24 protein-coding genes and 1 pseudogene are annotated in these 25,556 nt (G+C 43.4%); 13 read left to right on the top strand and 12 right to left on the bottom strand.

Going from position 1 to position 25,556, the window contains the following annotated elements; translation table 11 throughout:
• Nucleotides 1-18: 18 nt before the first annotated feature.
• The 6 genes from F6J94_RS07510 to F6J94_RS07485 all read right to left on the bottom strand — a co-directional run bounded on the left by F6J94_RS07510 (nt 19) and on the right by F6J94_RS07485 (nt 6,691).
• Nucleotides 19-1,284: a transposase gene (locus tag F6J94_RS07510; protein ID WP_293038716.1), complete on the bottom strand. Its 1,266-nt coding sequence runs from the start codon at nt 1,282-1,284 to the stop codon at nt 19-21.
• A gap of 273 nt (nt 1,285-1,557) precedes the next feature.
• Entirely contained in the window at nt 1,558-2,841 is a 1,284-nt protein-coding gene (hisS, locus tag F6J94_RS07505) for a histidine--tRNA ligase (protein WP_293038714.1), read from the bottom strand.
• A gap of 27 nt (nt 2,842-2,868) precedes the next feature.
• Nucleotides 2,869-3,138, bottom strand: coding sequence for a hypothetical protein (locus tag F6J94_RS07500; protein ID WP_293038712.1), 270 nt, complete (start codon nt 3,136-3,138; stop codon nt 2,869-2,871).
• A gap of 178 nt (nt 3,139-3,316) precedes the next feature.
• Nucleotides 3,317-4,273, bottom strand: coding sequence for a hypothetical protein (locus F6J94_RS07495; RefSeq protein WP_293038710.1), 957 nt, complete (start codon nt 4,271-4,273; stop codon nt 3,317-3,319).
• Nucleotides 4,274-4,547: 274 nt separating this feature from the next.
• Nucleotides 4,548-5,324 carry an RNA polymerase sigma factor SigF gene (locus F6J94_RS07490; protein ID WP_293018102.1) on the bottom strand — a complete coding sequence of 259 codons (777 nt, stop codon included), beginning with the start codon at nt 5,322-5,324 and terminating at the stop codon, nt 4,548-4,550.
• Nucleotides 5,325-5,860: 536 nt separating this feature from the next.
• The gene (locus F6J94_RS07485) at nt 5,861-6,691 is read right to left on the bottom strand and encodes a photosystem II manganese-stabilizing polypeptide (RefSeq protein WP_293038708.1); all 831 of its coding nucleotides are present in this window, start codon (nt 6,689-6,691) and stop codon (nt 5,861-5,863) included.
• 185 nt (nt 6,692-6,876) lie between these two features.
• Here F6J94_RS07485 and F6J94_RS07480 point away from each other — a divergent pair, with 185 nt between their 5' ends.
• From F6J94_RS07480 to rdgB, 3 genes are all read left to right on the top strand, one after another.
• A complete protein-coding gene (locus tag F6J94_RS07480) occupies nt 6,877-7,293 on the top strand; it encodes a hypothetical protein (RefSeq protein ID WP_229415155.1) in 417 nt (138 codons plus the stop codon).
• 395 nt (nt 7,294-7,688) lie between these two features.
• Entirely contained in the window at nt 7,689-9,131 is a 1,443-nt protein-coding gene (locus F6J94_RS07475; RefSeq protein WP_293018098.1) for a phosphoglucomutase/phosphomannomutase family protein, read from the top strand.
• Nucleotides 9,132-9,303: 172 nt separating this feature from the next.
• Nucleotides 9,304-9,918 carry an RdgB/HAM1 family non-canonical purine NTP pyrophosphatase gene (gene rdgB / locus F6J94_RS07470; RefSeq protein ID WP_293038706.1) on the top strand — a complete coding sequence of 205 codons (615 nt, stop codon included), beginning with the start codon at nt 9,304-9,306 and terminating at the stop codon, nt 9,916-9,918.
• A gap of 102 nt (nt 9,919-10,020) precedes the next feature.
• Here rdgB and F6J94_RS07465 read toward each other — a convergent pair whose 3' ends face one another.
• Nucleotides 10,021-10,359 carry a P-II family nitrogen regulator gene (locus tag F6J94_RS07465; RefSeq protein WP_293018096.1) on the bottom strand — a complete coding sequence of 113 codons (339 nt, stop codon included), beginning with the start codon at nt 10,357-10,359 and terminating at the stop codon, nt 10,021-10,023.
• A gap of 321 nt (nt 10,360-10,680) precedes the next feature.
• Between F6J94_RS07465 and F6J94_RS07460 the strand changes: the two genes are divergently transcribed.
• Nucleotides 10,681-14,013, top strand: coding sequence for a valine--tRNA ligase (locus F6J94_RS07460; RefSeq protein ID WP_293038704.1), 3,333 nt, complete (start codon nt 10,681-10,683; stop codon nt 14,011-14,013).
• A 22-nt stretch (nt 14,014-14,035) separates the two neighbouring features.
• On the top strand, nt 14,036-14,503 hold the full coding sequence (locus F6J94_RS07455) for a hypothetical protein (RefSeq protein ID WP_293038702.1): 468 nt from the start codon (nt 14,036-14,038) through the stop codon (nt 14,501-14,503).
• Here the strand turns inward: F6J94_RS07455 and F6J94_RS07450 are convergent.
• Nucleotides 14,476-14,667 (bottom strand): hypothetical protein, encoded by a 192-nt coding sequence (locus tag F6J94_RS07450; RefSeq protein WP_293038700.1) that lies wholly within the window; start codon nt 14,665-14,667, stop codon nt 14,476-14,478. The genes F6J94_RS07455 and F6J94_RS07450 overlap by 28 nt on opposite strands.
• 367 nt (nt 14,668-15,034) lie before the next feature.
• Here F6J94_RS07450 and F6J94_RS07445 point away from each other — a divergent pair.
• Nucleotides 15,035-16,439 (top strand): annotated as a pseudogene (locus F6J94_RS07445) (RNA-guided endonuclease InsQ/TnpB family protein).
• Between the two features lie 40 nt (nt 16,440-16,479).
• On the opposite strand, the gene F6J94_RS07440 reads toward F6J94_RS07445, so the two are convergent.
• The 4 genes from F6J94_RS07440 to F6J94_RS07425 form a co-directional block, all read right to left on the bottom strand.
• Nucleotides 16,480-17,148, bottom strand: coding sequence for an HAS-barrel domain-containing protein (locus F6J94_RS07440; RefSeq protein ID WP_293018089.1), 669 nt, complete (start codon nt 17,146-17,148; stop codon nt 16,480-16,482).
• Between the two features lie 68 nt (nt 17,149-17,216).
• The gene (locus tag F6J94_RS07435) at nt 17,217-17,408 is read right to left on the bottom strand and encodes an NAD(P)H dehydrogenase subunit NdhS (protein WP_044493740.1); all 192 of its coding nucleotides are present in this window, start codon (nt 17,406-17,408) and stop codon (nt 17,217-17,219) included.
• Nucleotides 17,409-17,490: 82 nt separating this feature from the next.
• The gene (gene rodA / locus F6J94_RS07430) at nt 17,491-18,768 is read right to left on the bottom strand and encodes a rod shape-determining protein RodA (protein ID WP_293038698.1); all 1,278 of its coding nucleotides are present in this window, start codon (nt 18,766-18,768) and stop codon (nt 17,491-17,493) included.
• A 213-nt stretch (nt 18,769-18,981) separates the two neighbouring features.
• A complete protein-coding gene (locus F6J94_RS07425) occupies nt 18,982-20,046 on the bottom strand; it encodes an Mrp/NBP35 family ATP-binding protein (protein WP_070390824.1) in 1,065 nt (354 codons plus the stop codon).
• 630 nt (nt 20,047-20,676) lie between these two features.
• Here F6J94_RS07425 and F6J94_RS07420 point away from each other — a divergent pair.
• The 7 genes from F6J94_RS07420 (at nt 20,677) to F6J94_RS07390 (ending at nt 25,029) form a co-directional block, all read left to right on the top strand.
• Nucleotides 20,677-20,874: a hypothetical protein gene (locus F6J94_RS07420; protein ID WP_293038695.1), complete on the top strand. Its 198-nt coding sequence runs from the start codon at nt 20,677-20,679 to the stop codon at nt 20,872-20,874.
• 94 nt (nt 20,875-20,968) lie between these two features.
• A complete protein-coding gene (locus F6J94_RS07415) occupies nt 20,969-21,253 on the top strand; it encodes a hypothetical protein (RefSeq protein ID WP_293038693.1) in 285 nt (94 codons plus the stop codon).
• A gap of 168 nt (nt 21,254-21,421) precedes the next feature.
• Nucleotides 21,422-22,183 carry a class I SAM-dependent methyltransferase gene (locus F6J94_RS07410; protein ID WP_293038691.1) on the top strand — a complete coding sequence of 254 codons (762 nt, stop codon included), beginning with the start codon at nt 21,422-21,424 and terminating at the stop codon, nt 22,181-22,183.
• A 140-nt stretch (nt 22,184-22,323) separates the two neighbouring features.
• Entirely contained in the window at nt 22,324-23,229 is a 906-nt protein-coding gene (locus tag F6J94_RS07405; protein ID WP_293018080.1) for an NAD(P)-dependent oxidoreductase, read from the top strand.
• 94 nt (nt 23,230-23,323) lie between these two features.
• Complete coding sequence (locus F6J94_RS07400) at nt 23,324-24,058, top strand: sulfotransferase family protein (protein ID WP_293018079.1); 735 nt, start codon at nt 23,324-23,326, stop codon at nt 24,056-24,058.
• 70 nt (nt 24,059-24,128) lie between these two features.
• Complete coding sequence (locus F6J94_RS07395) at nt 24,129-24,467, top strand: 2-oxoglutarate and iron-dependent oxygenase domain-containing protein (protein ID WP_293038689.1); 339 nt, start codon at nt 24,129-24,131, stop codon at nt 24,465-24,467.
• Nucleotides 24,403-25,029: a 2OG-Fe(II) oxygenase family protein gene (locus F6J94_RS07390; protein ID WP_293038686.1), complete on the top strand. Its 627-nt coding sequence runs from the start codon at nt 24,403-24,405 to the stop codon at nt 25,027-25,029. Before F6J94_RS07395 ends, F6J94_RS07390 begins: the two co-directional genes overlap by 65 nt.
• Nucleotides 25,030-25,556: the final 527 nt, after the last annotated feature.

The raw sequence follows: 25,556 nt of genomic DNA, 5'->3' as shown, positions 1-25,556 counted from the left end.
ACATACTCCCACACTTCCCTATCGGGTAAGTGTGGGCTTCTCAGCGACTCCCGGTATCCCGTCGGACATTAACTGAGCTTTAAGAACGGGATGCCCCACCGCTCTATTTTTTATATTGTTCGCGTAGCGTCGGCTGAGGCCGAAGGCCACGCTTCGCGAACGCCGAATCGCTGCATTGTGGTCACGGTCAAGACTGCACCCACAATGAGGGCAGTCGTGCCAGCGAATATGCAGCTTTTTCGGTACTTTCTCTCCACAACTGGAGCAATTTTGTGAGGTGTTATGAGCACTTACTGGGACAACCAACAAACCAGCATTTAAGGCTTTGTTTGTCAGTATCGACAGAAAGCTTGACCACCCAGCATCCAACACAGATAAGGCCAATTTGGTACGAGCAAGACCTTTGACATTCAAAGTCTCATGAGCAATAACGTCATACTTTGACAGCAATTGATTAGCTGTTTTGAAGTGGAAGTCTTTACGCTTGTTAGCTACTTTTTGATGTTGTTTAGCTAACAACTTAATAGCCTTGAGTCTACGATTACCACCCTTCTCTCGACGTGATACTTTTTTCTGAATAAGCCGCAGTCTTTTTTGAGCTTTACGGTAGTGCTGAGGTATTGTAACTGTTTCACCACTCGAAGTAGTCAAAAAATCCTTTAGACCAACATCAATACCAATGATTAAGTGAGGATTGATATCTGTTTTAATTTCAGGAACGGTCTTATCCTCAAGAGAAAGTGTAACGTACAATCCGTCAGCTTTTTTACTGATAGAAACCGTCTTGATTTTGAACCCGTCAGGAATTTGACGATGCAAGACAACCTTAATCTTACCCAGTTTTGGTAAGTCAATGCGATTACCTTGCAAGCAGGATTGTTTGATTTGAGGGTAGGTGAAAGTTCTGTAACGACTGAGTGGCTTAAACCTGGGTTTGCCACTTCTTTTGCCGCTACTATCTCCGATCAAGAATCTGTCAAAGGTTAGCTTAACTCTCTTAACTACATCCTGTAAAACTTGAGAATGAATATCCTTATACCAAGGTCGTTCTTGCTTAAGTTGAGGCAGAGTCTTCTTTTGAGAGTAGTAATTAGGGTTGATTCTTAGTTGAGGCAAGTGACAAATCAGAGGACAGGCATTAACAGGTGAGCGATTTTGCTCATACCAGTTGAATCTATCAGCCAATAAGTAATTGTATTGAGCGCATAACATTGACAACCATCTGTCAATTAATGCTGCTTGTTGCTGAGTCGGGCGCAATCTGTACTGATAGGCTGTTCTCATGGCAAATCACCTCCCTTACCATTCTACTATTTCCGACAATTAATATTCAATATGAATCGAAAGTTGCTGTCCGCCATTCATCCCACGCTCACCCTACGGGTTGAGACGTGGGGCATAAGAGCGGTTTAGCTAACCCCTTTCTTTATAACCTAAGGATACCCAGACTTATCTCAAAGTATTGATGCTTGACTACGAAATAATACGAAGTTATTGAGTGTTAACACTGAATGGTCAACACTCAACACTCAACACTCAATACTCAACACTCAACACTCAACGCAATTGTTCTATCTGCCCTTTTAACTGCTCAGTTTTATCCAATAAATCAGCTTGGGTCATAGTTTCTTGTTCCCCAGAGGCCAGCCATTTCAAATTCACGGTGTTGCTCTGAGCTTCAGCATCTCCGATCACTAAACAAGCCACCGCACCACTGCGGTCAGCTCGCTTAAACTGTTTACCAAAAGCACTTCCACTCAAGTCCAGTTCTACAGCCAACCCAGCTTTGCGCAGTTGCTGAGCCAGTTTCAATCCTTGAGCTTGAGCTACTTCACCTCTGGATACTAGATAAAAATCTAGCGCTAGGGCTGGTGAAGCTTGCAGTTGTTGCAGCAAAATCACTAAACGCTCCAAACCAATCGCCCAACCAACGGCTGGAGTTTTATTTCCCCCCAATTCATCGACTAATCCGTCATAGCGACCACCACCACAAACCGTTGCTTGAGCGCCTAAGTCATCAGAGATAATTTCAAATGCAGTGTGGGTGTAGTAATCCAACCCCCGCACCAAGCGAGGATTAAGCTGGTAACTAATCCCTAAATCCTGCAACAACTGCTTTACCTGATCAAAATGACTTTGGGACTCTGAACTGAGATAGTATAAAATACTGGGAGCATCCTGAGCAATCTCTTGAGTGCGTTTGTCTTTACTATCTAAAATCCTAAGGGGATTGCGAGTTAAACGGTCTTGAGAATCTTCGTCCAACTCATCTTTGTAAGGAGTAAGGTAATCTACCAGCGCCTGTCGATACTGTTGACGGTCTTCGGGACTACCGACAGAATTAAGGTCAAGTTTCAGGTTAACTAGACCCAAGGTATTTAGGATATCCATTGCGATCGCAATTACTTCTGCATCTGCCCTGGCATCACGAGAACCAATCACCTCTACCCCCAATTGATGAAACTGTCGCTGTCGTCCAGCTTGGGGATTTTCATAGCGAAACATCGGACCGGTATACCAGAGGCGTTGTACTCCACCAGCAGCATAGAGGCTATTTTGAATATAAGCTCGCACTACTCCTGCTGTCCCTTCTGGACGTAGTGTCACGGAACGAGGAGGGGTTGCCCGGTCGTTGAAGGTATACATTTCCTTCCCCACCACATCAGTAGCTTCCCCAATCCCCCGTTCAAACAGTTCCGTGCGCTCAAAAATGGGAGGACGAATTTCTCGATAAGCCGCTCTATTGAGAATCTGTTGTGCGATCGCTTCTACTTGCTGCCAATATCCAACTTCGTCTGGCAGGATATCCCGTGTTCCTCGTAAAGCCTGGATTAAACCCATTAACGTTTTGCTTCCCCATCATTTGAGCTAGTGTCCACCATCGGAAGTGTCTTCTTCCCAGGCACCATAGCGATTTTGATAATAGGACAAAATTTGCTTGACCCGTTCTCTTTCTACTTTATCAGTAGTCTCGCCATACTCAATCCACAATCCACCAACCTGACTCTGATTGTAATCAAACTGCTGGGATGTTTGGGGTAGTAAATCAGCTTTTACTCCTGTCACTTGCCGTAAATGGGCAGCTACCTCTCGATAAACTGCCAAGGGTAAACCAGGACAACTAATTTGATAACGCAACAGTTTACACTCCTATATAATTTAAAACCATTGGGATGCTCCCAATGGCTGGAAATACCAATTATTTAGTGTTAGGGGAATGGCTGACGGCTGAAAGCTGATAGCTGTTGGCGTAGCCTGCGCGTAGCGCATATGCTTACCTAACACCTAATAGTTAACACTGTACCCTGAGGTTACCTCAAGAAGCTGATCCTGAGTTTTCGCCAACTCGTCTAGACACTTCAACACCATTTTCTTCCAGAATCACCACTGGATCTAAGCCTCTATACATTTCAATTCGCTTTACTAGCACTTGTCCGCCTAATATAAACTGTCCAACTTGAACGCTACGACTAGGCTCATTAGGGACATCTAGGATAGCGTAATAGACACCCCTACCATTATCAACTACCCCTGTGACACTAACATTATTGGCCAGTTCTGGTTCTGGTAGGATTGGCAGTTGCAGATCAAATTCAGGAGGGATAGGGGGGATACCATCCTCGGCAACAGAGCTATTGTCTGGTTTTGAAGCAGGTTTAGCAATGCTAGTCTCTGTAGGCCGAGTGTTCTGGGGCCTTGGCAAAACATTTCCCCTTGATGAGCCAGGAGACTTTCTAGCGATTGATGAGCTTGGAGGCTTACGGTCGGGCCTGGTAGATCTTGAGGGGCTGGGACGGCTAGCTCTTGAGGGGCTGGGACGGCTAGCTCTTGAGGGGCTGGGGGGTACCGCTACACTACCTCCGGTTCCTGGACGCGATCGCAAACCCGGTGTTCGTGGTGCAGGAGTCAGAGGCTGTACCCTCGTAGGGGAAGTACTTGGTCTGCCAGGATTGGGCAAAATCTCCACCTCTGGTTGCACTGAAATTGCCGCAAACGGGTCAAGACGCCCCTTATCAATCCGATTTCTTACTTCATTGCTTGGCAAGGTGGTGATCAATGGTGGTATTGGTATTACCTTTTCCTGCTCCGGTGTTTCCGGAGATTTAGGAGCAAATTCAGCTACAGGAGGAGAAGGTTTGGTGCTATCCGGGGAAGCCACCGGCGTCGGTTTAGGGGTAGTCGGCTCCCCCTGTTCAGTGTTTCTACCCGGTTGACAGCCTCCTATCAGCAGAGCCAGCACACTCACCCATACGATGCATGATACTTTACCCATGACCACCTAAAAATAACGCTTTATCCGAGCATACCCTTGAAGTTATCGATCTGTGGCACCAACTTCTTTGAATAAAGGATTTTTTTGGCAAACTTCCAAAACTGGAGACTCTCAGCAAAAAGCTGTGGGCATGCTATGGGCAATAACACCCAATCCAAGAAGCCCAAAGCGCGTTTCAGCGATGACTTAGCTATCAAGTCCAGTTACTTTGCCAGCTGTATATAATTTTCTATAATTTTAGATTATTATGCTTCACCAAATAATAGTGTTAAAATTAATCTTGTGTCGGTTTCATTAACTTTTGCAACGCTTCCAAGCCTTTTTTAACGCGGCGGGATACCGTTACTACACTGATGTCTAACCGTTGTGCTACCTCTTTTTGGGTCAAGTCATGTAAAAAAACAAATTCCAGCACTTCACGAGTGCGCTTTTCCAAATGAGCTAGGGCTTGTTGAATGCGGATTTGGTCTTCCTGTGCCAGCTGAAAACTGCGATAGCGAGGATCTGGCACTAACTCACCCAAGCTGGTGTTTCTGTCCTCTGAATCTCCCACTGGTGTATCTAAGCTCAGAGGTTCCCGATTTTGATGAGCTAGGGTAATTTCTTGCCATTCTTCTAGGGAGATGTTTAATGCTGCTGCTATTTCTTCTTCTGTCGGTTGCCGATTTAACCTTGCTCGTAAATTTCGAGTAATTTCCACAGACTTTTGCCGTAGTGCTAGCCAGCGTCGAGGAATGCGAATTGAATAACCCCGATCTCGTAAATAGTGCTGAATTTCACCACGAATGTAGGGGATAGCGAAGGAACTAAATGCTATTCCCTTGGTGGAATCAAATCGTTCTATGGCACCAATTAAGCCAATACAGCCAACCTGAAGTAAGTCTTCGTAGCTTTCATGACACTGATTGACCCAATGATGAGCTTCTCTCCTCACTAGTCCTAAATTGAGAGCAACTAGCTGATTGCGAAGTTCAGAGGTCTTAGATTGCTGGTACTTTTGTAATAATGTTAAGCTTTGATACTTAATATTATGATTAAGGTTAGTCGCCATAACAAAGTTTAATGTGGTAGATTACAAGTAGATCACAAGTAGATCACAATCGGCTATCAGAACCCTAACTCATCCCAATTCTCCTGGATGGAACAAATTTTTTATCCTGGTAATGGTTCAGGTCGAATTGGTAATGGTTGTGGGATTACCGGTTGACAATTTCCCGGATCCAATCCCCGGAATATCTTATCTTGCATCCCTTTTAGAGAAAAGGGATCAGTTTTATTGGCGTGAGTTTATGCTGCAGTTTGGTTTGATAACATAGGTAATTTAGTTAATCTAGTTTATTAATATCCAACCACTGGCCTGATCATAATGTTATTGCTTTAATTGTAGATTTACCATTAAGTTTGTTAAAATAGTAATTTACCCATAATCCAGAATTACAAAGGATGAAAGTTTATTAATAATACATACAGGATATCGAAAACGCCACATTTCGATCAAAAAAGGGGCATACGCCCCTTAGCAATTAACGTTTTTGCCAATTTCCCATTCTGGGAGTCAGTGGCTTCCAAGACTCAAACCAACGTCAGCTATGCTTGTTTTGGTTGAATGCGAGCGTAAAATATCCCCTGAACTTTCACTTCTTCTGGCTCATCAGCACCTAAGTCAGTATCTGAGGGTTGTTCACTTATGAATGTACCAGCAATTTCCCCACTCTCCCTATCTACTTGAGCTATGCGCAGCTCAATGGTGCCTTCGCCCACATCTGCGCTCTTAACATTGGCAAACTCTTGGCTATCCGCTTGAGATGGCAAAGCAACCGAATTATCATAACCACTAGCCAGACCTCGACCTTTGGGATCTAGGAAAACAGCACCCCGATAAGAGGGGACGTAGAAATCGCCAACAAAGTCGGTGGAAGCATTGATACTTTCCAAACCAGGCTCAGTTGTGGCAATCAATTTTTTAATGGTGAACAGGAATGGGACTTGCTCACCTCCAGGCAACTGAATAGTGATCGGTTGGAAATCTATACCATCCTCTTCCAAAAACTTCAGACTACCATCTTCTTGAAAAACTAAGTCTCCTCGCACTTGAACCAGGCTAGAGGTATAACGGGTCAATAATTTGCCGGGAAGATATTCTGCCTCTTTGCGCTTAGTTCCTTCTTCCTTGACAAAGAAGGTGGTTGGCTGTACGCACATATCGACAATCTGATAGGACTTGTCGGGGTCTAGAGGAATAGCACCCCGAGTCATTTCTGACAGCTGTGGACAGTTATTCGCTAAACCAGTGTTTCTAATCTGGTCATAGGTGAGTCCTTCGATACTTTCCAAGCTGGCTACATCTGGAGAACAGGACGCTGTAAAAACCCCCAGACATAACGCCAGGAAGGCACAAATCAAAGCACGATACTTCATAGTCAATCTCAATCGTCAATAATCAGATCTAAAAATGTATGTTAGGTTGGTTCTGGAATTGGGTTGCTGGTGCAATAGGAGTTAAACAGCTGCTGCCCTCTAGGCATTGACCAGTATTATCCACAATTCACACCACACCCATGTTATAAGTCGGGCTACACACAAACTATCGGGAAGCTTGTTATTTGGTTGAACTACTGCCATTGGGGCATAGGGCATGCAAAAATGGCACCGATTCCGTGAGCCTCAGCTGTTCTTTAGAGCATTGTACACGGGAAGAGCCGCCTTTACTGCGACAGTTATTTGATGGAATGGATCGGGATAAAGATTTGGATTCAGAGCAATTACAGGCTAAATTACTAGAGATTACCGCTGATATTCGTTCTTTGGCAAAGAATTACCAAGGTGATAACTTAGCGCTGTTGGCTATACTCAGGGGTTTAGAGGAAGTCCATGGCGAGATTCGAGACGGGTTCTTTCAAGCCTCATTGCCCGATACTCGCCAGAAACTATATGATTTGCTAAAGGATATTGAAGAAAAGGGTGGTTGGCCCTACATTGAACGCATGAATCTAATCTCTGTACTTAAGAAGCTGCCTTAGTCAGCCCGACCTAAGCAGGATATCAGCAACGACCACTAGGAAACTGTTGCCCTTGTCGGGGGATGATTGATCGAGATTTAGAACAGAGGGAAGAGTCCGCAAGAGGGGTAAAACCTGACTATATCCCGCTTACATTTAGGAAAAACCTTGGTTGCTGAGCAACTCATCAGTGCTAGCCAATGGTCCAACGTCAATGGTGGTAGCCAATACACCCACTGGACAAAATCCCGAAAGAGTGACTTAAGTTAAGTAATTACTATCAGTACTACTAGATGACGACAAAATGGCGACACAAGCAAGCTCAGGCTTTGGCGGGTCACCAAGACACTAACTCTTTCCAATGCTAGGATTTTGCCGTCAGAGTATTAAAATTTAAGTAACTATATACTACTATTATGGCGATTGCCGGAGATTCAATTAAATTTGGGACAGACGGCTGGCGAGGTATCATTGCCGCCGATTTTACCTTCGAGCGCTTGGCAATAGTTGCCCCTGTTGCTGCTCAAGTTCTGGCAGATGCTTATGGGGAAACCACGGGTAGCCAAACGATTATAGTGGGGCATGACCGACGCTTCATGGCAGAAGACTTTGCCAAAAAAACCGCAGAGGTGGTTCAAGCTGCTGGTTTTGATGTCTTACTATCTAACAGTTATGCTCCTACACCAGCCTTCAGTTGGGCAGCCAAGTCCCAAAATGCTTTGGGAGCTTTGGTAATTACTGCTAGTCATAATCCTGGCAATTACCTAGGCTTAAAAGTCAAAGGAGCGTTTGGTGGATCAGTTCCTCTAGAAATAACTAAACAGATTGAAGCCAAACTTTCTCAAGCACCAGCTACACCTAAGAAAGAGGGGAGTATCAAGACCTTTGACCCATGGTCAAGTTACTGTGATGCTTTAAGACAAAAGGTTGATATTGCCCTGATTCAACAGCTGATTAGTCAGCAGAAACTGACTGTATTTGCCCATGTCATGAATGGTGCAGCAGCAGGAGGCTTGAACAAGATTCTTGGGGTACCCATTATCGAAATTAAGGCCGAACGGGATCCCTTATTTGGTGGCAAATCCCCAGAACCTTTACCCGGTTATCTGTCTGAGCTATTTGAAGCGCTCCAGAATCACCAGCGTCAACCGGGTGTTGAATTAGCGGTTGGGTTGGCATTTGATGGGGATAGCGATCGCATTGCAGCCGCTGATGGTGAGGGCAATTTCCTTAGCCCCCAAATCCTGATTCCTATCCTGATTGAACATCTAGCATCACGACGTAACTTTAGTGGTGAAGTGGTCAAAACTCTTAGTGGTTCTGACCTAATTCCTAGAGTGGCAGCACTGTATAATTTGCCAGTTTATGAGACTGCTATCGGTTACAAGTATATTGCTGACCGGATGTTATCTACTCCTGCCTTGCTAGGGGGTGAGGAATCCGGAGGCATTGGCTATGGCAACCATATTCCTGAGCGAGATGCTCTATTATCAGCACTTTATATATTAGAAGCGATCGCTAAATCTGGAAAAGACTTAAGTGAACTCTACAAGAGTCTGCAAGAGCAAACTGGCTATGCTTCTGCCTATGACCGGATCGATTTACATCTATCGGGGATGGAAGTGCGATCGCGTATACAAGAACAATTACAAACCGAGCCTCTCCAAGAAATTAATGGTCAGGCAGTGGTGGATTGCCAAACCACAGATGGGTACAAATTCCGTTTAGCTAACGACAGCTGGTTGCTGATTCGCTTTAGTGGCACTGAACCCTTATTGCGACTCTACTGTGAAGCCGCTACCCTTGAACAGGTAACTCAAACCTTAAACTGGGCTAAAGATTGGGCCAGTAAGTTTTAGAGTTAAATTTGGGATTAATGTTGGATTTTGGATTGGCTAGTTTTGGTTGGGTTATTGAAAATCTGGGCTTTGGTGAGTAAGATCGCAATCGGGCATTAAACGCTGCTTGAGCTGTATCGAACTGACTCTGATTGCCAGTTAACCTTTCATCAAACAATCTGACCTTGTTGCTTTGAGTAATCCAAAATCCCAACATCAAACCCCAAATTTGCTGCCAAAATTACTGGTTGTAGCTACAGGCAATCCTGGTAAGCTGCGGGAGATGCAGACATACCTAGATTCTTTGGACTGGGAATTGCAGTTAAAGCCACCAGAGCTAGAGATTGAAGAAACTGGAGATACATTTGCTGCCAATGCTTGTCTGAAGGCATCAACGGTAGCCCAGGCAACTGGGCAATGGGCAATTGCTGATGATTCCGGTTTGCAAGTAGATGCCCTAGATGGTGCTCCAGGGATTTATTCTGCACGCTATGGCAAAACCGACCAACAGCGAATTGACCGGCTACTAGAGGAGCTAGGTTTGGAAGTCAATCGGCAAGCCCAGTTTGTTTGTGTAGTGGCGATTGCCCGTCCAGATGGTGCGATCGCTCTCCAAGCGGAAGGGATTTGTCGGGGGGAAATTTTGCCAGCTCCTCGGGGAACTGGTGGCTTTGGCTACGACCCAATTTTTTTTGTTCCAGAGCAGGGGTTGACATTTGCTGAGATGGAGCCTCAGATGAAGCGATCTTGCTCTCATCGTGGCAAGGCTTTTGAATTACTACTGCCTCAGTTGAAACAGTTATGCTAACTAGCGTGGCTAAAACCGTCAACTCCCTATAAAAATCGACTGAGGCACGCTAACTCAGTAAACCGTGCCTCAGCTACCTTGGTATATTGGTATATAGGGTATTTAGACCGCTTCTAGATTTTTTTCCCCAGTACGAATTCTGACCACCTGATCGACGGGGCTAATGAAAATTTTACCGTCGCCAATTTCACCGGTGCGAGCTGCAGCGATCACTTTGTCTACGACCATATCGACTTGATCGTCTTCTACGACAATTTCTACTTTGAGTTTTTGTAGGAATTCAACCGTGTACTCTGAACCGCGATAACGTTCAGTCTGACCTTTCTGGCGTCCAAAGCCTCGAACCTCAGACACTGTCATTCCGACAATGCCAGCGTTGACTAGGGCAATTTTGACTTCGTCTAGCTTAAATGGCCGGATGATGGCTTCTACTTTTTTCAAGTTCCTAACTCCTCATTTGTTCTGCTATTCATTTGTTATATGAATAGCATGACACTTTATCTGACTGTGGATGTGAAAATTTTTATAAATGCTGATAGGGTAACTCTCAAGTGTTGATCTCGATTGATCAACCGCGAAGACGACTCGCTTTTCTGTATTTATATATTTATTAGCTGCACAGGTAATTGGTGACTGCCCACCGACTCATGCTCCCCTGCTTTTCTGCCTTAGCATCCTTCCCGTCTTTGCCGTTTATTTACTTAACTATACCTTGAGCCTGTGGCAAAATTGAGGTAGGCCCATCTATTCACCATTCCCAGCATGACCGCAAGCACACCCACCCTGGCAACCAAATACGAACCGAAAACCACCGAAGCCAAGTGGCAACAATACTGGGAAGAAAACCAAGTCTTCAAAGCTGACCCCAATCACCAGGGTGAACCCTACTGCGTTGTTATCCCCCCACCTAACGTTACTGGGAAGTTGCACATGGGTCACGCCTTCGAGAGTGCTCTGATCGACACCCTCGTCCGTTACCACCGGATGACAGGACGCAATACCCTGTGGCTACCAGGAACTGACCACGCTAGTATTGCTGTACAAACCATTCTCGATAGACAGTTAGAAGCTGAAGGCAAAACCCGCTATGACTTGGGACGGGAAAAGTTTCTTGAACTGGCTTGGGAGTGGAAGGAAGAATCAGGTGGCACCATCGTTAACCAGCTGAGGCGTTTGGGGGTCTCGGTAGATTGGTCCCGGGAACGGTTCACTATGGATGAAGGCTTATCGAAAGCGGTAATTGAAGCCTTTGTTCAACTCTATGATCAGGGACTGATTTATCGGGGCGAATATATGGTCAACTGGTGTCCAGCCTCGGAGTCCGCTGTCTCAGATTTGGAAGTGGAAAATAAGGAAGTTGATGGGCATTTGTGGCATTTTCGATATCCCCTGACTGATAGCAATGGTTTTGTGGAAGTAGCTACCACTAGACCAGAAACTATGTTGGGAGATACGGCGGTTGCAGTTAATCCTAATGATGAACGCTACCAGGATTTAATTGGTAAAACTGTAACCTTGCCAATTATGGGACGAAAAATTCCGATTATTGCTGATGAGTTGGTTGATCCAGGGTTTGGCACCGGTTGCGTCAAGGTAACTCCAGCCCATGACCCTAATGACTTTCAAATGGGTCAGCGTCATAGTCTGCCATTCATTAATATCATGAATAAGAATGGCACGTTAAATGAAAAGGCTGGCTCTTTCCAAGGACAAGACCGGTTTGAAGCCCGGAAAAATGTGGTGAAGCAGCTGGAAGCAGAAGAGCTGTTGGTTAAGGTAGAGGACTACAAACATACGGTACCCTATAGCGATCGCGGAAAGGTTCCTGTTGAACCCCTAATCTCAACGCAATGGTTTGTCAAAATTCGCCCCCTAGCTGACAGAGCCCTAGAGTCTCTTGACCAGCACCATTCACCGGTATTTATCCCGGAACGCTGGACGAAGGTCTACCGAGATTGGCTGGTGAAATTAAAAGACTGGTGCATCTCCCGCCAACTCTGGTGGGGACACCAAATCCCGGCTTGGTATGTGGTAAGTGAAACCAATGGCACAATCACTAGCGAGACTCCGTTTATTGTGGCTCACCATGAAGCAGAGGCTAAGAAGAAAGCATTAGCAAAATTTGGAGAAAATGTCAAGCTAGAGCAAGACTCAGATGTGCTGGATACCTGGTTTTCTTCAGGATTGTGGCCATTCTCGACTATGGGGTGGCCTGAGGAGACCAAGGATTTGAAGACTTACTATCCCACTACCACCCTGGTAACAGGTTTTGACATCATTTTCTTCTGGGTTGCCCGCATGACCATGATGGCAGGACATTTTACGGGTCAAATGCCGTTTAAGAGTGTTTACATCCACGGGCTAGTGCGGGATGAGAACAATAAGAAAATGTCTAAGTCGGCTAATAATGGTATTGACCCCTTAATCCTGATTGACAAGTATGGTACGGATGCCGTGCGCTATACTTTGGTTCGGGAAGTGGCAGGTGCCGGTCAAGATATCCGATTAGAGTATGACCGCAAGACGGATGAGTCAGCTTCTGTAGAAGCATCCCGCAATTTTGCCAATAAACTGTGGAATGCAGCCCGGTTTGTAATGCTAAACCTTGATGGTAAGACTCCCGAAGAGTTGGGTCAACCAACAGTAGAGGCATTGGAATTATGCGATCGCTGGATTCTTTCCCGTTTTCATCAAGTGGTGCGTCAAACTAGGGATTATCTAGATGGTTATGGCTTGGGAGAAGCGGCTAAGGGACTTTATGAGTTCATCTGGGGTGATTTTTGTGATTGGTACATTGAACTGGTAAAATCTAGGCTGCGTCAGGATGCAAATTCTCCGTCACGGGTTGTGGCACAGCAAACTCTAGCTTACGTTTTAGAGGGTATCCTAAAGCTACTCCATCCATTCATGCCCCATATCACTGAAGAAATCTGGCACACCTTGACCCAGAAATCTGGGGAGGTGTTGGCGCTACAACCTTATCCTATAGAGTACCTAGATGGTCAAACTGGGGAAGAGGAACTACAGACAACGGACAGCGAACTGCTAACCGATAATACATCCGATTATCCTGATGCCCAATCACCGAGGTCAGGAACATCTTTGTCTAAGGAAAAGGAAATCTCTAAGCAAAGTGTAGCTGTATTGTTTAAAGTGCGAGAAATTTCTAGGAAGTTGTTCGAGGACTACAAAGAACCGATAATCGCAGCAGGGTTGGTTGTCGGAGGAATTATTGCCCTGAATATCCTCACAGCCTTCGTGGGTGCGCTCAATCGCATTTCCTTAGTCTCAACTAGTTTAGAACTGATTGGTCTAGGATATGCCATTTGGTTTGTTTCCCGTTATGTGCTCAAGGCTGAAAATCGTCAAGAGTTATCTCAAAAAATTCAATCCATCAAAGCAGAAATTGTTGGCCAGGAAGACACTCAGCAATCTTCGGAATTGAGTAAAATTGAGTCCAAAATGGGTATTATTGATGGAAATATCAAACAGGGAAAAGATATTAAAGATATAGAAGATATCAAAGATATAGAAGAGGGAGACGTTAAAATAGACCATGACCTTTCGTCAATAGGCAATACCCACTCTTCAATATCCCCAAGTTCTCTAATTGACTCAGAACTAGAGCAAAGGTTTGAGCTGCTGATTGGTACAATCCGTACTATCCGCAACCTCCGGGCTGAGGCAGAGATTAAACCAGGGGTGACCGCACCTGTTATTCTGCAAAGCAGCAACAGTGACGAACGTCAAATTTTGGAGGCGGGTCTTGCCTATATCAAAGACTTAGGTAAGGTCAATCAATTAACCATCACTCCAGCCTTGGACAAAGAGGTTAAAAATACCATGGCGGGTGTAGTCGGTACTGTCCAGGTGCTAATTCCCCTAACTGGTGTGGTGGATGTGGATGCTCTACGGGCTAAGTTAGAAAAGAAGTTACGTAAAGTAGAGGCGGAAGTCAAATCCTTGTCTGGGCGTCTGGGTAATAAGAACTTTGTGAGTAAAGCTCCAGAAGCTGTGGTTAAGGGTGCTCAAGAGGCTTTAGCTGAGGCTAAAAAGCAAGAGTCTATTTTACGCGATCGCTTAAATAGACTTTAAACAGATTTCAATCAAACCGATAATGCTACACCTAGCTCAAGTTCAAGACAATGATGATTTTGGCGGGCTCCAATTACAACTACTTGCCCGCCAAAACTCTGATCAATTCTGGGAAGTCATTGAGCCAAGACCTGTGGCGTTTACTAATTCCCAAGCTTTTAAAGAAGGTTGCTTAGTCTTAATCGATCTGGCTGAAACTCAAGAGGTGATCACTATTCAATCTGCCACCGATTGGGTGTTAGATTTAGTCAAGAAGTATTTAACAGCTGAGGTTAAGTCTACCTTTTTAGAGGAAGAAATGAAACGGGCTGAACAATGGCGGCAAGAGCTAACCTTGAAAAGCCAAGGGTTAGATATCCGCGATTTAGAAGTAGAAGCACGTCGCGAAAAAATTGAAGCCTTAGCAGAAAACTTGAAATTGGAAAAGCAACAGCTGGAGCAAAAGGTAGCCCAATTGGAGGCTCAAATTGATGAAGCTGGTAATGAGTAAAGGGAATAGGGAATAGGGAGTAGGGAATAGGGAATAGGGAATAGGGAATAGGGAATAGGGAATAGGGAGTAGGGAATAGGGAAACAGAAATATTTATTAACCGTTACTTCGACTTTTATAACCAGGAAACTAAAAAAGTAATTTGTCAAGTAATTCGTAGTCATCCCCCATTATACCCGTGAGGGTTAACGGGGGATGACGATACTACCAAAACATCCTGAAATGTTAGAGCCTCCCTTTTCTTGCATAGAGGGTGAAACTCAGAGACTGGATTTATCCAGTCGTGTCCATCTCTTTTCTTATCCAATTTTCCAGAAATTCCCCAACACTAGTATTTGACTCTTTAGCTGACAATTGAAGCCACTTCCACGCAGCCCCGGTAAGCCAAACTGTATGGGGCTTTTTTAGTTCATCATGATGTACGGGTATCCCCCTCATCCTTTTTTTTGTTTTCCGCTCATTTGTTGTTGACATGTTTAGAACCAACGTCTATACTGAAGGTATTCTAACAAACCAAGGAGGTGATGACAAATGTATAGGACGGTTTCAGTAAGAGCTGACTTCTCAGACGAGGATAAAGCTTTCTGGGTGTTCCAATGTGAAAATGCTAACAACTTATGGAATTGTGCGACTTATTATTCTAAACAAAAGCATTACAAATGGTTAGAACAGCAACCAGAAGCTTATACAACTTATTGGAAAGATGAAATTCTGCGCTATGGCTGGAAAACTTACAAGTGCAGCACCAAATACGCAGAACTTTGTAGAGAACTGAAAGATAACCCACATTACAAGGCCATGGCCGCTCAGTCGGCACAACAAACCCTTAAATCTGTAGCCGAGTCAATCACAAGTTATAACCAACTTGTCGGTCTATACTACAAAGGCCAAGTAGATAGACCAAAACTTCTTAGGTACCGAAAGAAAGGGGGATTGGCTGCTGTTACTTTTCCTAGACAGGCTCTCACTTACAAAGAAGGTCTGTTTTGTCCGTCAATAAGTAAAGAAAGCAAACCAGATCTGCTTACTAAAATTACTTTGCAAGCTCCAGATTTCATTGATCCAGATTGGGTCAATGAAGTAACTGTTCGCCCATATCTGGGGCAGCTGTGGATCGATTGGGTAATTGATGACGGAAAGAAACCGGTAGAGAGTAACCCAAATCTTGATTACTCACAGGCATGGAGTTTTGATCACGGTGGCGATAATTGGCTGACCGGAGTTTCGACCCACGGAAAAAGCCTAATCATTGATGGTCGTAAGCTTAAATCAATGAACCAAGGGTATGCTCGTTTGGTTGCAAAGTATAAAACTGGTAAGCCCGAGTTTTATTGGGATTCCAATCTCGATCGTGTCCAACGGAAACGAAACAACCAGATGCGAGATGCAATTAATAAAGCCGCCAGGTTTATTATTAACCGTTGTCTTAGTGATTCGGCAAAGCCGACGCTACGCGAACGCGTAGGAAACTTGATAATTGGCTGGAACGAACGCCAAAAAGATTCAATCAATATAGGAAAGCGGGGCAATCAGAACTTTGTAGTTATCCCAACAAAAAGATTAATCAATAGACTTGAACAACTTTGCCCTGAATATGGGATTAAGCTGACAATTACCGAAGAAGCGTACACCAGTAAAGCGTCTTGCCTAGACAAAGACAGCCTTCCAAATTATGGTGAAAAACCCAAGAACTGGAAACCGTCAGGGAAAAGAGTGAAGCGTGGATTGTACAAAACTTCTTCTGGGTGCCTGATTAACGCTGATTGTAATGGAGCGACTAACATCGCTAGAAAAGTAGCCACACAGCTAGGTATTGATCTAGCCAAGGTGAGTAGGGAATTTTTGACAGTTCCACATCGATATGACATTTTCAAATCCCTGAAAAAATCATATCGAACGAGGTTGTTACGTAGCACGGTTTCAACCTGCCACGTAACAACCTCGTAGAATCCCCCGTGTTTCAACCGGGGGAGATGTCAACAATGAATTTGACTCAAAATATACCGCAAGCGGTCATAATCATCCTTAAGTAAGACACTCAAGGTTCGTCCGGCCTTGACTAACCAGTCGCGGTCAGTCTGACGAAGACGATAAACTTCCCTAATCACAGCTGCTGTCAGTGGGTCTACTGGGGCACCATTGACTTCCAAAAGTGTTCGCAAAAAATCCAACTGTTCACTAAAGTGAATAACCTCTGATGGTTCACACTGGTAGACAGGTTGATGAATTTGCGGTGGACGGGGTGGAAGATACTGATAGACTCGACCGTGATGGTTGCTAAAACCATTAACACCCTCTTCGGAAGACATAAACCCAACGATGGCAGCACGAAACTCAGTTTTGAGCATGGCAAAAATCTGAGGCTGCTGCTCACGTAATTCTGCCAGTGACAATCCTAAAGCTGTTGCTCGATGAACCGAGTCAATCGGGCTAGTCGTAGCATAATAAACTACAGCAAAAATTTGATTACCTGACTCATCATCTACAGATTTTACCCAGCTGCCAAAGGGAGGCATGACCGGAAAGCTTAGATCTTCTGGCTCTAAACATTGAGCTAGAAATTCTGTAGTTGCTGTTTCAATCACCTCAGCAAGGTGATGTTCTGAGCGATTGCTGGGAGTAAACTGGGGTAAGGGAAGGCGCATGGTTTAGCGATTAGTCATGATTAGTCATTAGTCATTAGTTATTGATCTCTTTGATCTATGCCTGTCCACTAACCCTTTTTACCAATTTTTGGTTTCACCTCTTCGATTTCCGACAGCTGAAACGTCACTAGTTTATCCCAGTTACCTCCTTCAAACAGCACAGCTGCTTTACCATCACTAACCCGCTGTACTAGCCCCTCAAAGCGATAATAGGTATCGTCTACATTAATTACGCGAACTATAGAACCTGGAAAAATCATGAGTGCCTAAAAACTTAGATTTCCTTTACTAGGATAGGAGCTATTGGACTTATTAGTCATCCAGTATCTTATAACCCATAACTCATTGAAACTTCAATCGCTGTCGATAATTGGCCACTGCTTGGGCTAACCCTAGGCCAAGAAAGTTGGTTAGTAGGGCTGAACGACCGTAACTGAGTAAAGGTAGAGGAATTCCTGTGATGGGAGCTAAGCCAATAGTCATCCCAATGTTGATCACGGTTTGAAACACAATCATTGAGAGCACGCCAATTGTTACCAGAGAGCCAAAGTTGTCTTTAGCATTCTGAGCAATCAGCACCAAGCGTAGGCACAACCACCACAACGCTAATAAAATACACAAGCAACCTATAAAGCCTAGTTCTTCACCAATGGCTGAGAAAATGAAGTCAGTATGCTGTTCCGGGATAAAGTGGAGTTGAGTTTGAGTTCCCTGGTTGAGTCCCCTTCCCCAAAGTTGACCAGCACCGATACCAATCCGAGACTGAATTAGGTGATATCCTCCGCCGAGGGGGTCTAGATCGGGGTTTAAAAAGAGCGTTAATCGGTCTTTTTGATAGTCCTTCAACAGATTCCAGAAGACTTTTCCTAACGGTCCGACAACTAGGTTAACAACCAGGGTACCCAAGGCTCCCAACCAGCGCCAAGGGAGACTGAGGAAGGCAATCAGTGTGATTACAGCAGCCCAGGTATACCATGCAGGTGAAGATATACTGAAGACAATGGCTGACACCAGAGGGGAAATCAACACGACCAACCAGGCGGGATTGGCATTTGCCCAGTAAAGCATACTCAAGGTAATTGCCCCAAACACCAAGGATGTTCCGAGATCAGGCTGCCCAAACACTAATGCCCAAGGTAATATAGTGACTGCTAAAGCTGCTATTACTGCTGGAATGGTAGTAGCTGGTCGTTTGTGCAAGATGGCAGCTAGAGTAATAATCAACCCGATCTTGGCAAATTCTGAGGGTTGAACATTAAACCCTCCAATGGTAACCCAACGCTGAGCACCTTTAGCACTAGCACCGATAATCATTACAGCAATTAAGGACAGATTAGTGATCCCGTAAATTAACCAATGCCATTGGATCAGGGATTGATAGCGCGATCGGGAAATGAAAAGAGCGATGAACAATCCAATACTACCAATGAGCAAGTGGGAGAGCCAGTAGTTTTCAGGATTGTCGATGGCTGCAGAGCGAATCATCACTGCCCCAAAGAGGGTCAGCCCCACAGTCAGGAATAACAGTTGCCAGTCTAATTCCTGCCAGGGGGCCCAAAACAGCCGCCAACGAATACTATTTCTAATTCTAAATTTATTTAATTTATTAATTTGTACCATCAGTTATGAGGTATGAGCTATAGCAAAGGGAACAGGGAATAGGGAATAGGGAACAGGGAATAGGGAATAGGGAATAGGGAATAGGGAACAGGTAATAGGGAATATGGCATCAAAAATTTTCATAATTCCTACACGGATCCCTATATTAGGCATTAGGGATTAGAAAATTGTTAATGGTGATTTTCCATTTTCTATTTTTAAGTTATGCCTTTGTTAATTAGAAAGGGCAGCAATGGAAACTTTGGCAGCAATCTGAGATGCGATCGCTACCAGTGCTTTAGCGGAGGCTGACTCTGGATTACCAACAGCGATGGGCAATCCTTGATCTCCTCCCTGCCGTAGGGAAATTTCTAGGGGAATACAACCGAGCAAGGGAATACCTAGTTCTTTTGATGTTTTTTCACCTCCTCCAGAGCCAAACAGGTCATACTGACGGTCGGGCAAGTCTGGTGGGATAAAGTAACTCATATTTTCTACTATTCCCAACACGGGGACTCCCATTTGCTCGAACATTTTCAACCCTCGGCGGGAGTCTAACAGAGCCACATTTTGGGGTGTTGTTACAATTACGGCTCCTGCCATCGGTACTGCTTGGGCTAAGGTTAGCTGAGCATCCCCAGTTCCTGGTGGCATATCCACAATCAGATAGTCCAATTCACCCCACTCTACCTGATAGAGGAACTGGCGAATAATCCCATTTAACATTGGTCCGCGCCAAATAACTGGCTGGTCTGGATCAATTAGAAATCCCATGGACACTAGCTTGACACCGTGGTTGAAGGCTGGCTCGATCACATCCCCCTGTTTTCCTTTCTGAACCATGACTTTGGCATCAGCTAATCCCAGCATGGCTGGAGCATTGGGACCATAGATATCAGCGTCTAGGAGACCCACTTTAGCCCCCAACTGAGCCAAAGCAACTGCCACATTTACCGCAACAGTACTCTTACCAACGCCTCCCTTACCACTGGAAATTGCTAAAATATTTTTTACCCCCTCAATACCAGTGCGGTCAGGCAAGGATTTTTGCTGAGGTGTTTCAGCGGTAACATCCACCACTACCTCTTCTACTCCCGATAGCTGTTTTACTGCCTTCTGGCAATCCTCTACAATAAATTCCCGCAAGGGACAGGCTGGGGTGGTCAACACTAAGGTAAAACTGACTGTACCGTTGTCAACCTTGACATTGCGGATCATATTTAATTCCACCAAACTCTTCTGGAGTTCGGGGTCTTGTACTGGTCGTAATACGTCTAAAACTGAATTTGTATCAAGCATCACAGATTTGCGGGCATAGCGTTTGTGTTAGCTAAGGCCACGAGTTAGGGGCTACGGTTAGATTGTAGAGCTTTACTAGGCGCAGTGATTCCCAATCAGACTAAGAAAATAGACCATTGAGGCGATCGTTACCAACTGTCTCGAAATGCATCTGATTATTTTTGTATTTGACTTACAGCCTAACCCTTAAGGGGGGTTAGGGGTAATTCCTACTCCCTGAAAACTGAAAACTATGTACTTAATAAAATCGTAAACCCCGATAAAATCTCATGTCAATCAATACTATAGCGTTAATTATACTTATTAAGTACATTCAAGTTTATTATCCCTGTCTTGATGCAGTCGGTGATGGGTGAAACTCCTTCATGTCATAGAACCTGTCACTACTCCCTACTCCCTAAAACCCACCGGCTTAAGTACCTCATGGTATTGATAAATACTATAGGTGTTGCGCCCCAGTTGATAGTGAAGATCAACTATCTCCGAGGCCGACTTAAAATTTTGTAAAACTACAACTCTCCCTTGTGATAGCTAGATTACAGCCCGATCGAAATCGCAAAAGTGCTCAAAAATTTTGTCGCTTGCACAAACTATGTTATTCTACAAGAGGTCTAAATGCTAGGGATAAATATGGACTTAACGAGAGACCTCTTAAAGGAAGTTGTCTGGTGGAGCTGTGCTCCCAGTCCGGTCTCTGATCACGATGATTCCGATTATCCTGACCAACCATCCCTAGCCAAGATTAAGCAGTTCGACTTTGGAAAACAATGTTATCATCCGGTTTATCACCCGATGATGACTAAAATTTTTGCAACTCTTCCGCACTAGAGGTTTATCTTGATAGGAGTTGGGCTGATAACTACTTTCTAGCCCTCTAGACATCAGAGATGTCAAAAGTTGTCAACAACAAGAGGTATTTATTTTGAATACAACCATTGCTGAACCCAAAAGTGCCAAGGCAGTTAATAGTTTTGATGCGATCAAGGAAGCCCACAAGCTTTCTGGAAAGGCTGAAGATATCAAGCAATACTACGATCAATGGTCAAGGGCCTATGACCAAGATGTTGAGAATGAAGACTATTGTGGTCCGGATTACATTGCTGCCTATTTGGATTTGTTACCCAAGCACGATGGTAAGTTTTTGAATTTACCCAATCTGGAAATCGAATGTTTTTGCGAGCGACTTGATTATACCATGATATGTTAACTGTTGACACAGCTACAAGTGGTGCCCGCAGTCAAGGGGGTAAAACCTATGGGAAAGAAGCTCCGAGATTGGGTGTAGAGCAGATACTTGATGTTTTGGGTGAAGCAATCGCGGTGTATGAATAGTCATCCCCAGAGTTGACAAAGTGTTAATATACCCGAATGCAACTTGCTGATTAGTGAAAGTGAAGAACTAACGGAAAAAATGTTGAAACAACAAATAAATCAATATACTGGCATTAGCGAATATTACGATCTTTTGATGACAGCAGGTTATTATGATTACGAAGCTCAAACCGATTCTCTAGCTCACATATTAAAATCATGTAATTCTGTTCTGGAATTAGGCGTCGGAACCGGATTAGTCGCTGAAAAATTAATTTACAAATTGCCTGAAATTGATTTTGTGGGAATTGATTTCACTGAAAGTATGTTAATCCAAGCACAAAAACGCCTGCCAAAAAACATTGATTTACGCCATGAAAATGTATTAACCATGGATTTGTGCAAAAATTTTGATGCAGCTTTTTCCAATGGAGGAATTTGGTATTTTATTGACAAACATGAAAAAGACTATATTTTTTGTAGCCATTTACCAAAAATACAAAATATTATCAAGAGTTTCCATAATGTAGCAAATCACTTGAACAATCAAGGAAGCTTAATTTTTAGTGTTCAAGGTGTTCATCAGGATTATGAAGAAAGTTTACCCGATGAAATAACTTATAGTCAAAAAATATTCCCACTTCCTTATGATAAGTTTGATAAACACTATAGTTTTCATCGAAATAAAATGCTCTTGGCAAAGCAAACTTGTAAATATCAGCTCTTGCCAGAATCAATGGCTCAAATATTATTGCATGAATGTGGTTTTGAGTTTCAATATATAAGTCCCTGTAAGCAATATCATGTCTATAAGAAAGTCATCTAAGCAGGCTTAAGCTGTTCAGCATTTAGATTGGGATACCTCAATTAATAATCACAGGAAACAGGTAATAACCAATTTAAAGGCACATCAGCTTATAATTAGAATATCAAAAATAAATTTTTTTTGTTTGGACATAAAAAAACATGAATAAAATAGGCTTTATAGGTGTTGGTAACATGGGAAATCCCATGGCACGAAATTTACTTGAAGCAGGTTTTTCTGTGGTTGTCCATGATTTACGTCCGGCATCAGCAGAAAACCTGATAAAAAAAGGAGCAAAATGGGCAGAATCACCAGAAGTCGTTGCTCGTCAAACAGATGCAGTGATTACAATGTTACCCAATCCTGCAGCAGTGGAAAGCGTTCTTTTGGGTGAGAAAGGACTATTAAAAAGTTTAAGTCCCAATTCAACTTGGATTGATTGTACGACCAATTCTCCCACCTCATTCCAACGAATTGCCGAAGAAGCTATTTCTGTGGGGGTTAAGGTATTGGAAGCACCCGTAACCAATGCAGTGGATGGGGCAGAAAGAGGAGAATTAATCTTTTTCGTTGGTGGTGAACTTGAGGTATTTGAACAAGCAAAGCCTATTCTTGAACCGATGGCAGAACAAATTTTTTATGCAGGAGGTTTAGGAACGGGAAATATAACTAAGCTAATTACTAATATGCTCTGGTTTATCAATGCTTGTGCAATCGGAGAAGCACTTGTTATTGGAGAAAAAGCTGGTATTCCACTTACTAATTTATCGGAAATGATTAAAGCAAGTGCTGGCAACAGTTGGGTTGCACAGCATGATATTCCATCTATCTTTGCAGGACATTATGATCCATCCTTTACTCTTAAACTGTGTGTCAAAGATTTGCGGCTTATTGATGAACTTGCTCAACAATACAATATACCTTTAATGATGGGAAATCAAGCTAGAAGTATTTTTCAGTCTGCCCAGGCAAAATATGGTCACGACAAAGGAGAAATGTCTGTGGTTAAACTGTTAGAAGATATTGTAGGAGTATCTTTGCAAATTAATCAAGTAAGTAAGGATTAAGCTTTAAAATATAGATAATAAAGAAGGATGAATGTGACCCAATTATTGGCGCTTTCATCCAAAGCATAAAATAATAATACGTGAATTAACGACAATGGATAAAATATTAGCTCTGTGGGCATTGCCACGATCAACGTCTACTGCATTTGAGCGTATGATGCGAGAAAGAGGGGATTTTTCAGTACATGACGAACCTTTTGGGTTATCTTTTTACTACAGTCAAGAGCGTCGTAACACTACCCGTTATCCAGAAGCGGAGTTAAATCCTGAAAATAGTTTTAATTCAATCTTAGCAAAGTTAAAGCAAGAAACTGAAAATAAGCCCGTTTTTATTAAAGACATGGGCTACTATGTTACCCATATAGCTAACCCGGAGTTTTTGTCTAATTTTGAGAATACTTTTTTAATAAGAAATCCAGAAAAATCTCTGCCGTCACTTTTTAAAAATTGGCCTGATTTTACCTTAGAAGAAACTGGATATGCTGAACTAAATAGGCTGTTTGAAACATTGAATGAAATGAATGGAAAAGTTCCAATATTAATAGATTCAGATGATTTAGTCCAAAAACCTGAAGCAACGGTGAAGGCTTATTGTGAGGCTGTGGGTATCTCTTTTATTAAAGAAGCTCTAGCATGGAAAGCTAAGCCTCAACCTGAAATCAATCAATGGGAAGGTGGATGGCATGATTATACTCAATCTAGTCAAGGATTTAAAGAACGAGAAAAAAAAGATTATGCCAAAATTGAAGACCATGAACATTTAAAGCAAGCTTATGAGTTTTGTTTGCCTTACTACCAAAAGCTCTACGAACAGCGCCTTTGTATTTAATATAAATTAATAAAAAAAGATAGATATTTTTTTTATTAATTTATCTAATTAACAAAATTCAAATACCTCAATGCTTAAAACTCACTCAGGCAACGAAGAACACAAACGCCTCTACAAAATCTGCTTAGAGCATGGGTTTTTCTATTTGAAAGATCATGGCATTTATGCCGATTTAGTTCAACAAACCATCGACAGCTCTCGTAACTTTTTCCAGTTGCCAAAGGACATTAAAGAAGACTACGGACAGGATAAACAAACCGTTTATCCCAACACGTCTAGGGGCTACGTCCCCCTTTATGGCGAAACCCTCCATGAGGATGTTGGTCCTGATCCCAAGGAACTTTTTGACCAAGGCAATCGAACATCCACCTTCAGACAAGCCGTTTACTGGCCCCAGCTTGATTCCTGATGATACTGTAGCCCCTAGTTTTGCGGCATCCCACTATCAGCTTCAAGGGGAAATTATGACTAAAATTGTTCCCCACCTTCTTAGGGCACTGGCTGTTGCTTTGAACCTTGACCCGGATTGGTTTGAGCCTTATTTTGATGATCCAATCCTGATCCATCGAACTATTTACTACCCCTCGGAAAGTGGTGTGGCAGGAAAACATACAGACAACGGTATTTTCACTGTGTTAATCCAAGAATATTTTCCCACTCCTTCCCTGCGGGTTTATACTAAAAATGCCTGGATTGATGCGGTCTGTTTAGAAGATGCTTTTGTGATTAATTTGGGGGATATGTTGCAACTTTGGACAAATGGTTTGTTTGTGAGTACTCCCCACGAAGTGATTCATACACTCTCCAGGAGTCGGATTTCGATTCCTTTCTTTGTTTATCCAGATGTCAACGCAACGTTTGAACCGATCGGAACCAATAAAAAGATCAATGCTACTGACATTATGCTGAAAAACTTTAATTCAATTTGGGTGAATAAAACAGGGGCAGGTAGGGCTAAAGAATTAAAGTAATCAGGATTTTGTAGATAAGTTATAGGGATAATAGCTGACTTGTCGCCCCCTCAGCCTTGGTTCACTGGTTGACCATACCCCCTAAACCCCACCCGCGACACCCGGTCTTCTTTTTCCCCTTCTTGTCCCCTGCTTGAGCGAACCCATGTTTTGCGATCGCATTAATCTTTATCTGTACAATCCCATCTCAATCCTCAAATAGCTCTTTATTTCCTTAAAGGTGCTGACTTGAGTCAATTTTGATATAACCAAGACACAAAATCCCCCTCACCTTCAAAATCCAACAACCTGAGCAGGTGACAACAGGGTCAATTTCTATAGCGCTTGTCATAATCAGGAGCTAAACAGGATTTTTTCCCTCTTGCCTCTTGCCTTCCCCTCCTGGGAGGGGTTAGGGGTGGGTGCCTCTTGCCTGTTGCCTATTATCTCCTTCACCCTTGATCAAGAATTAATAGCTAGCAATTTTTGAAAATTGGTATAGGGTACCTAAATCAATTGTGATAATTTTTGATGCCATATTCCCTACA

Origin of the sequence: Moorena sp. SIO1F2, assembly GCF_010672755.1 — a bacterium.
GTDB lineage: Bacteria > Cyanobacteriota > Cyanobacteriia > Cyanobacteriales > Coleofasciculaceae > Moorena.
Note: the sequence above shows the minus strand (reverse complement) of the source record. Positions and strands in the feature narration are given on the sequence as shown.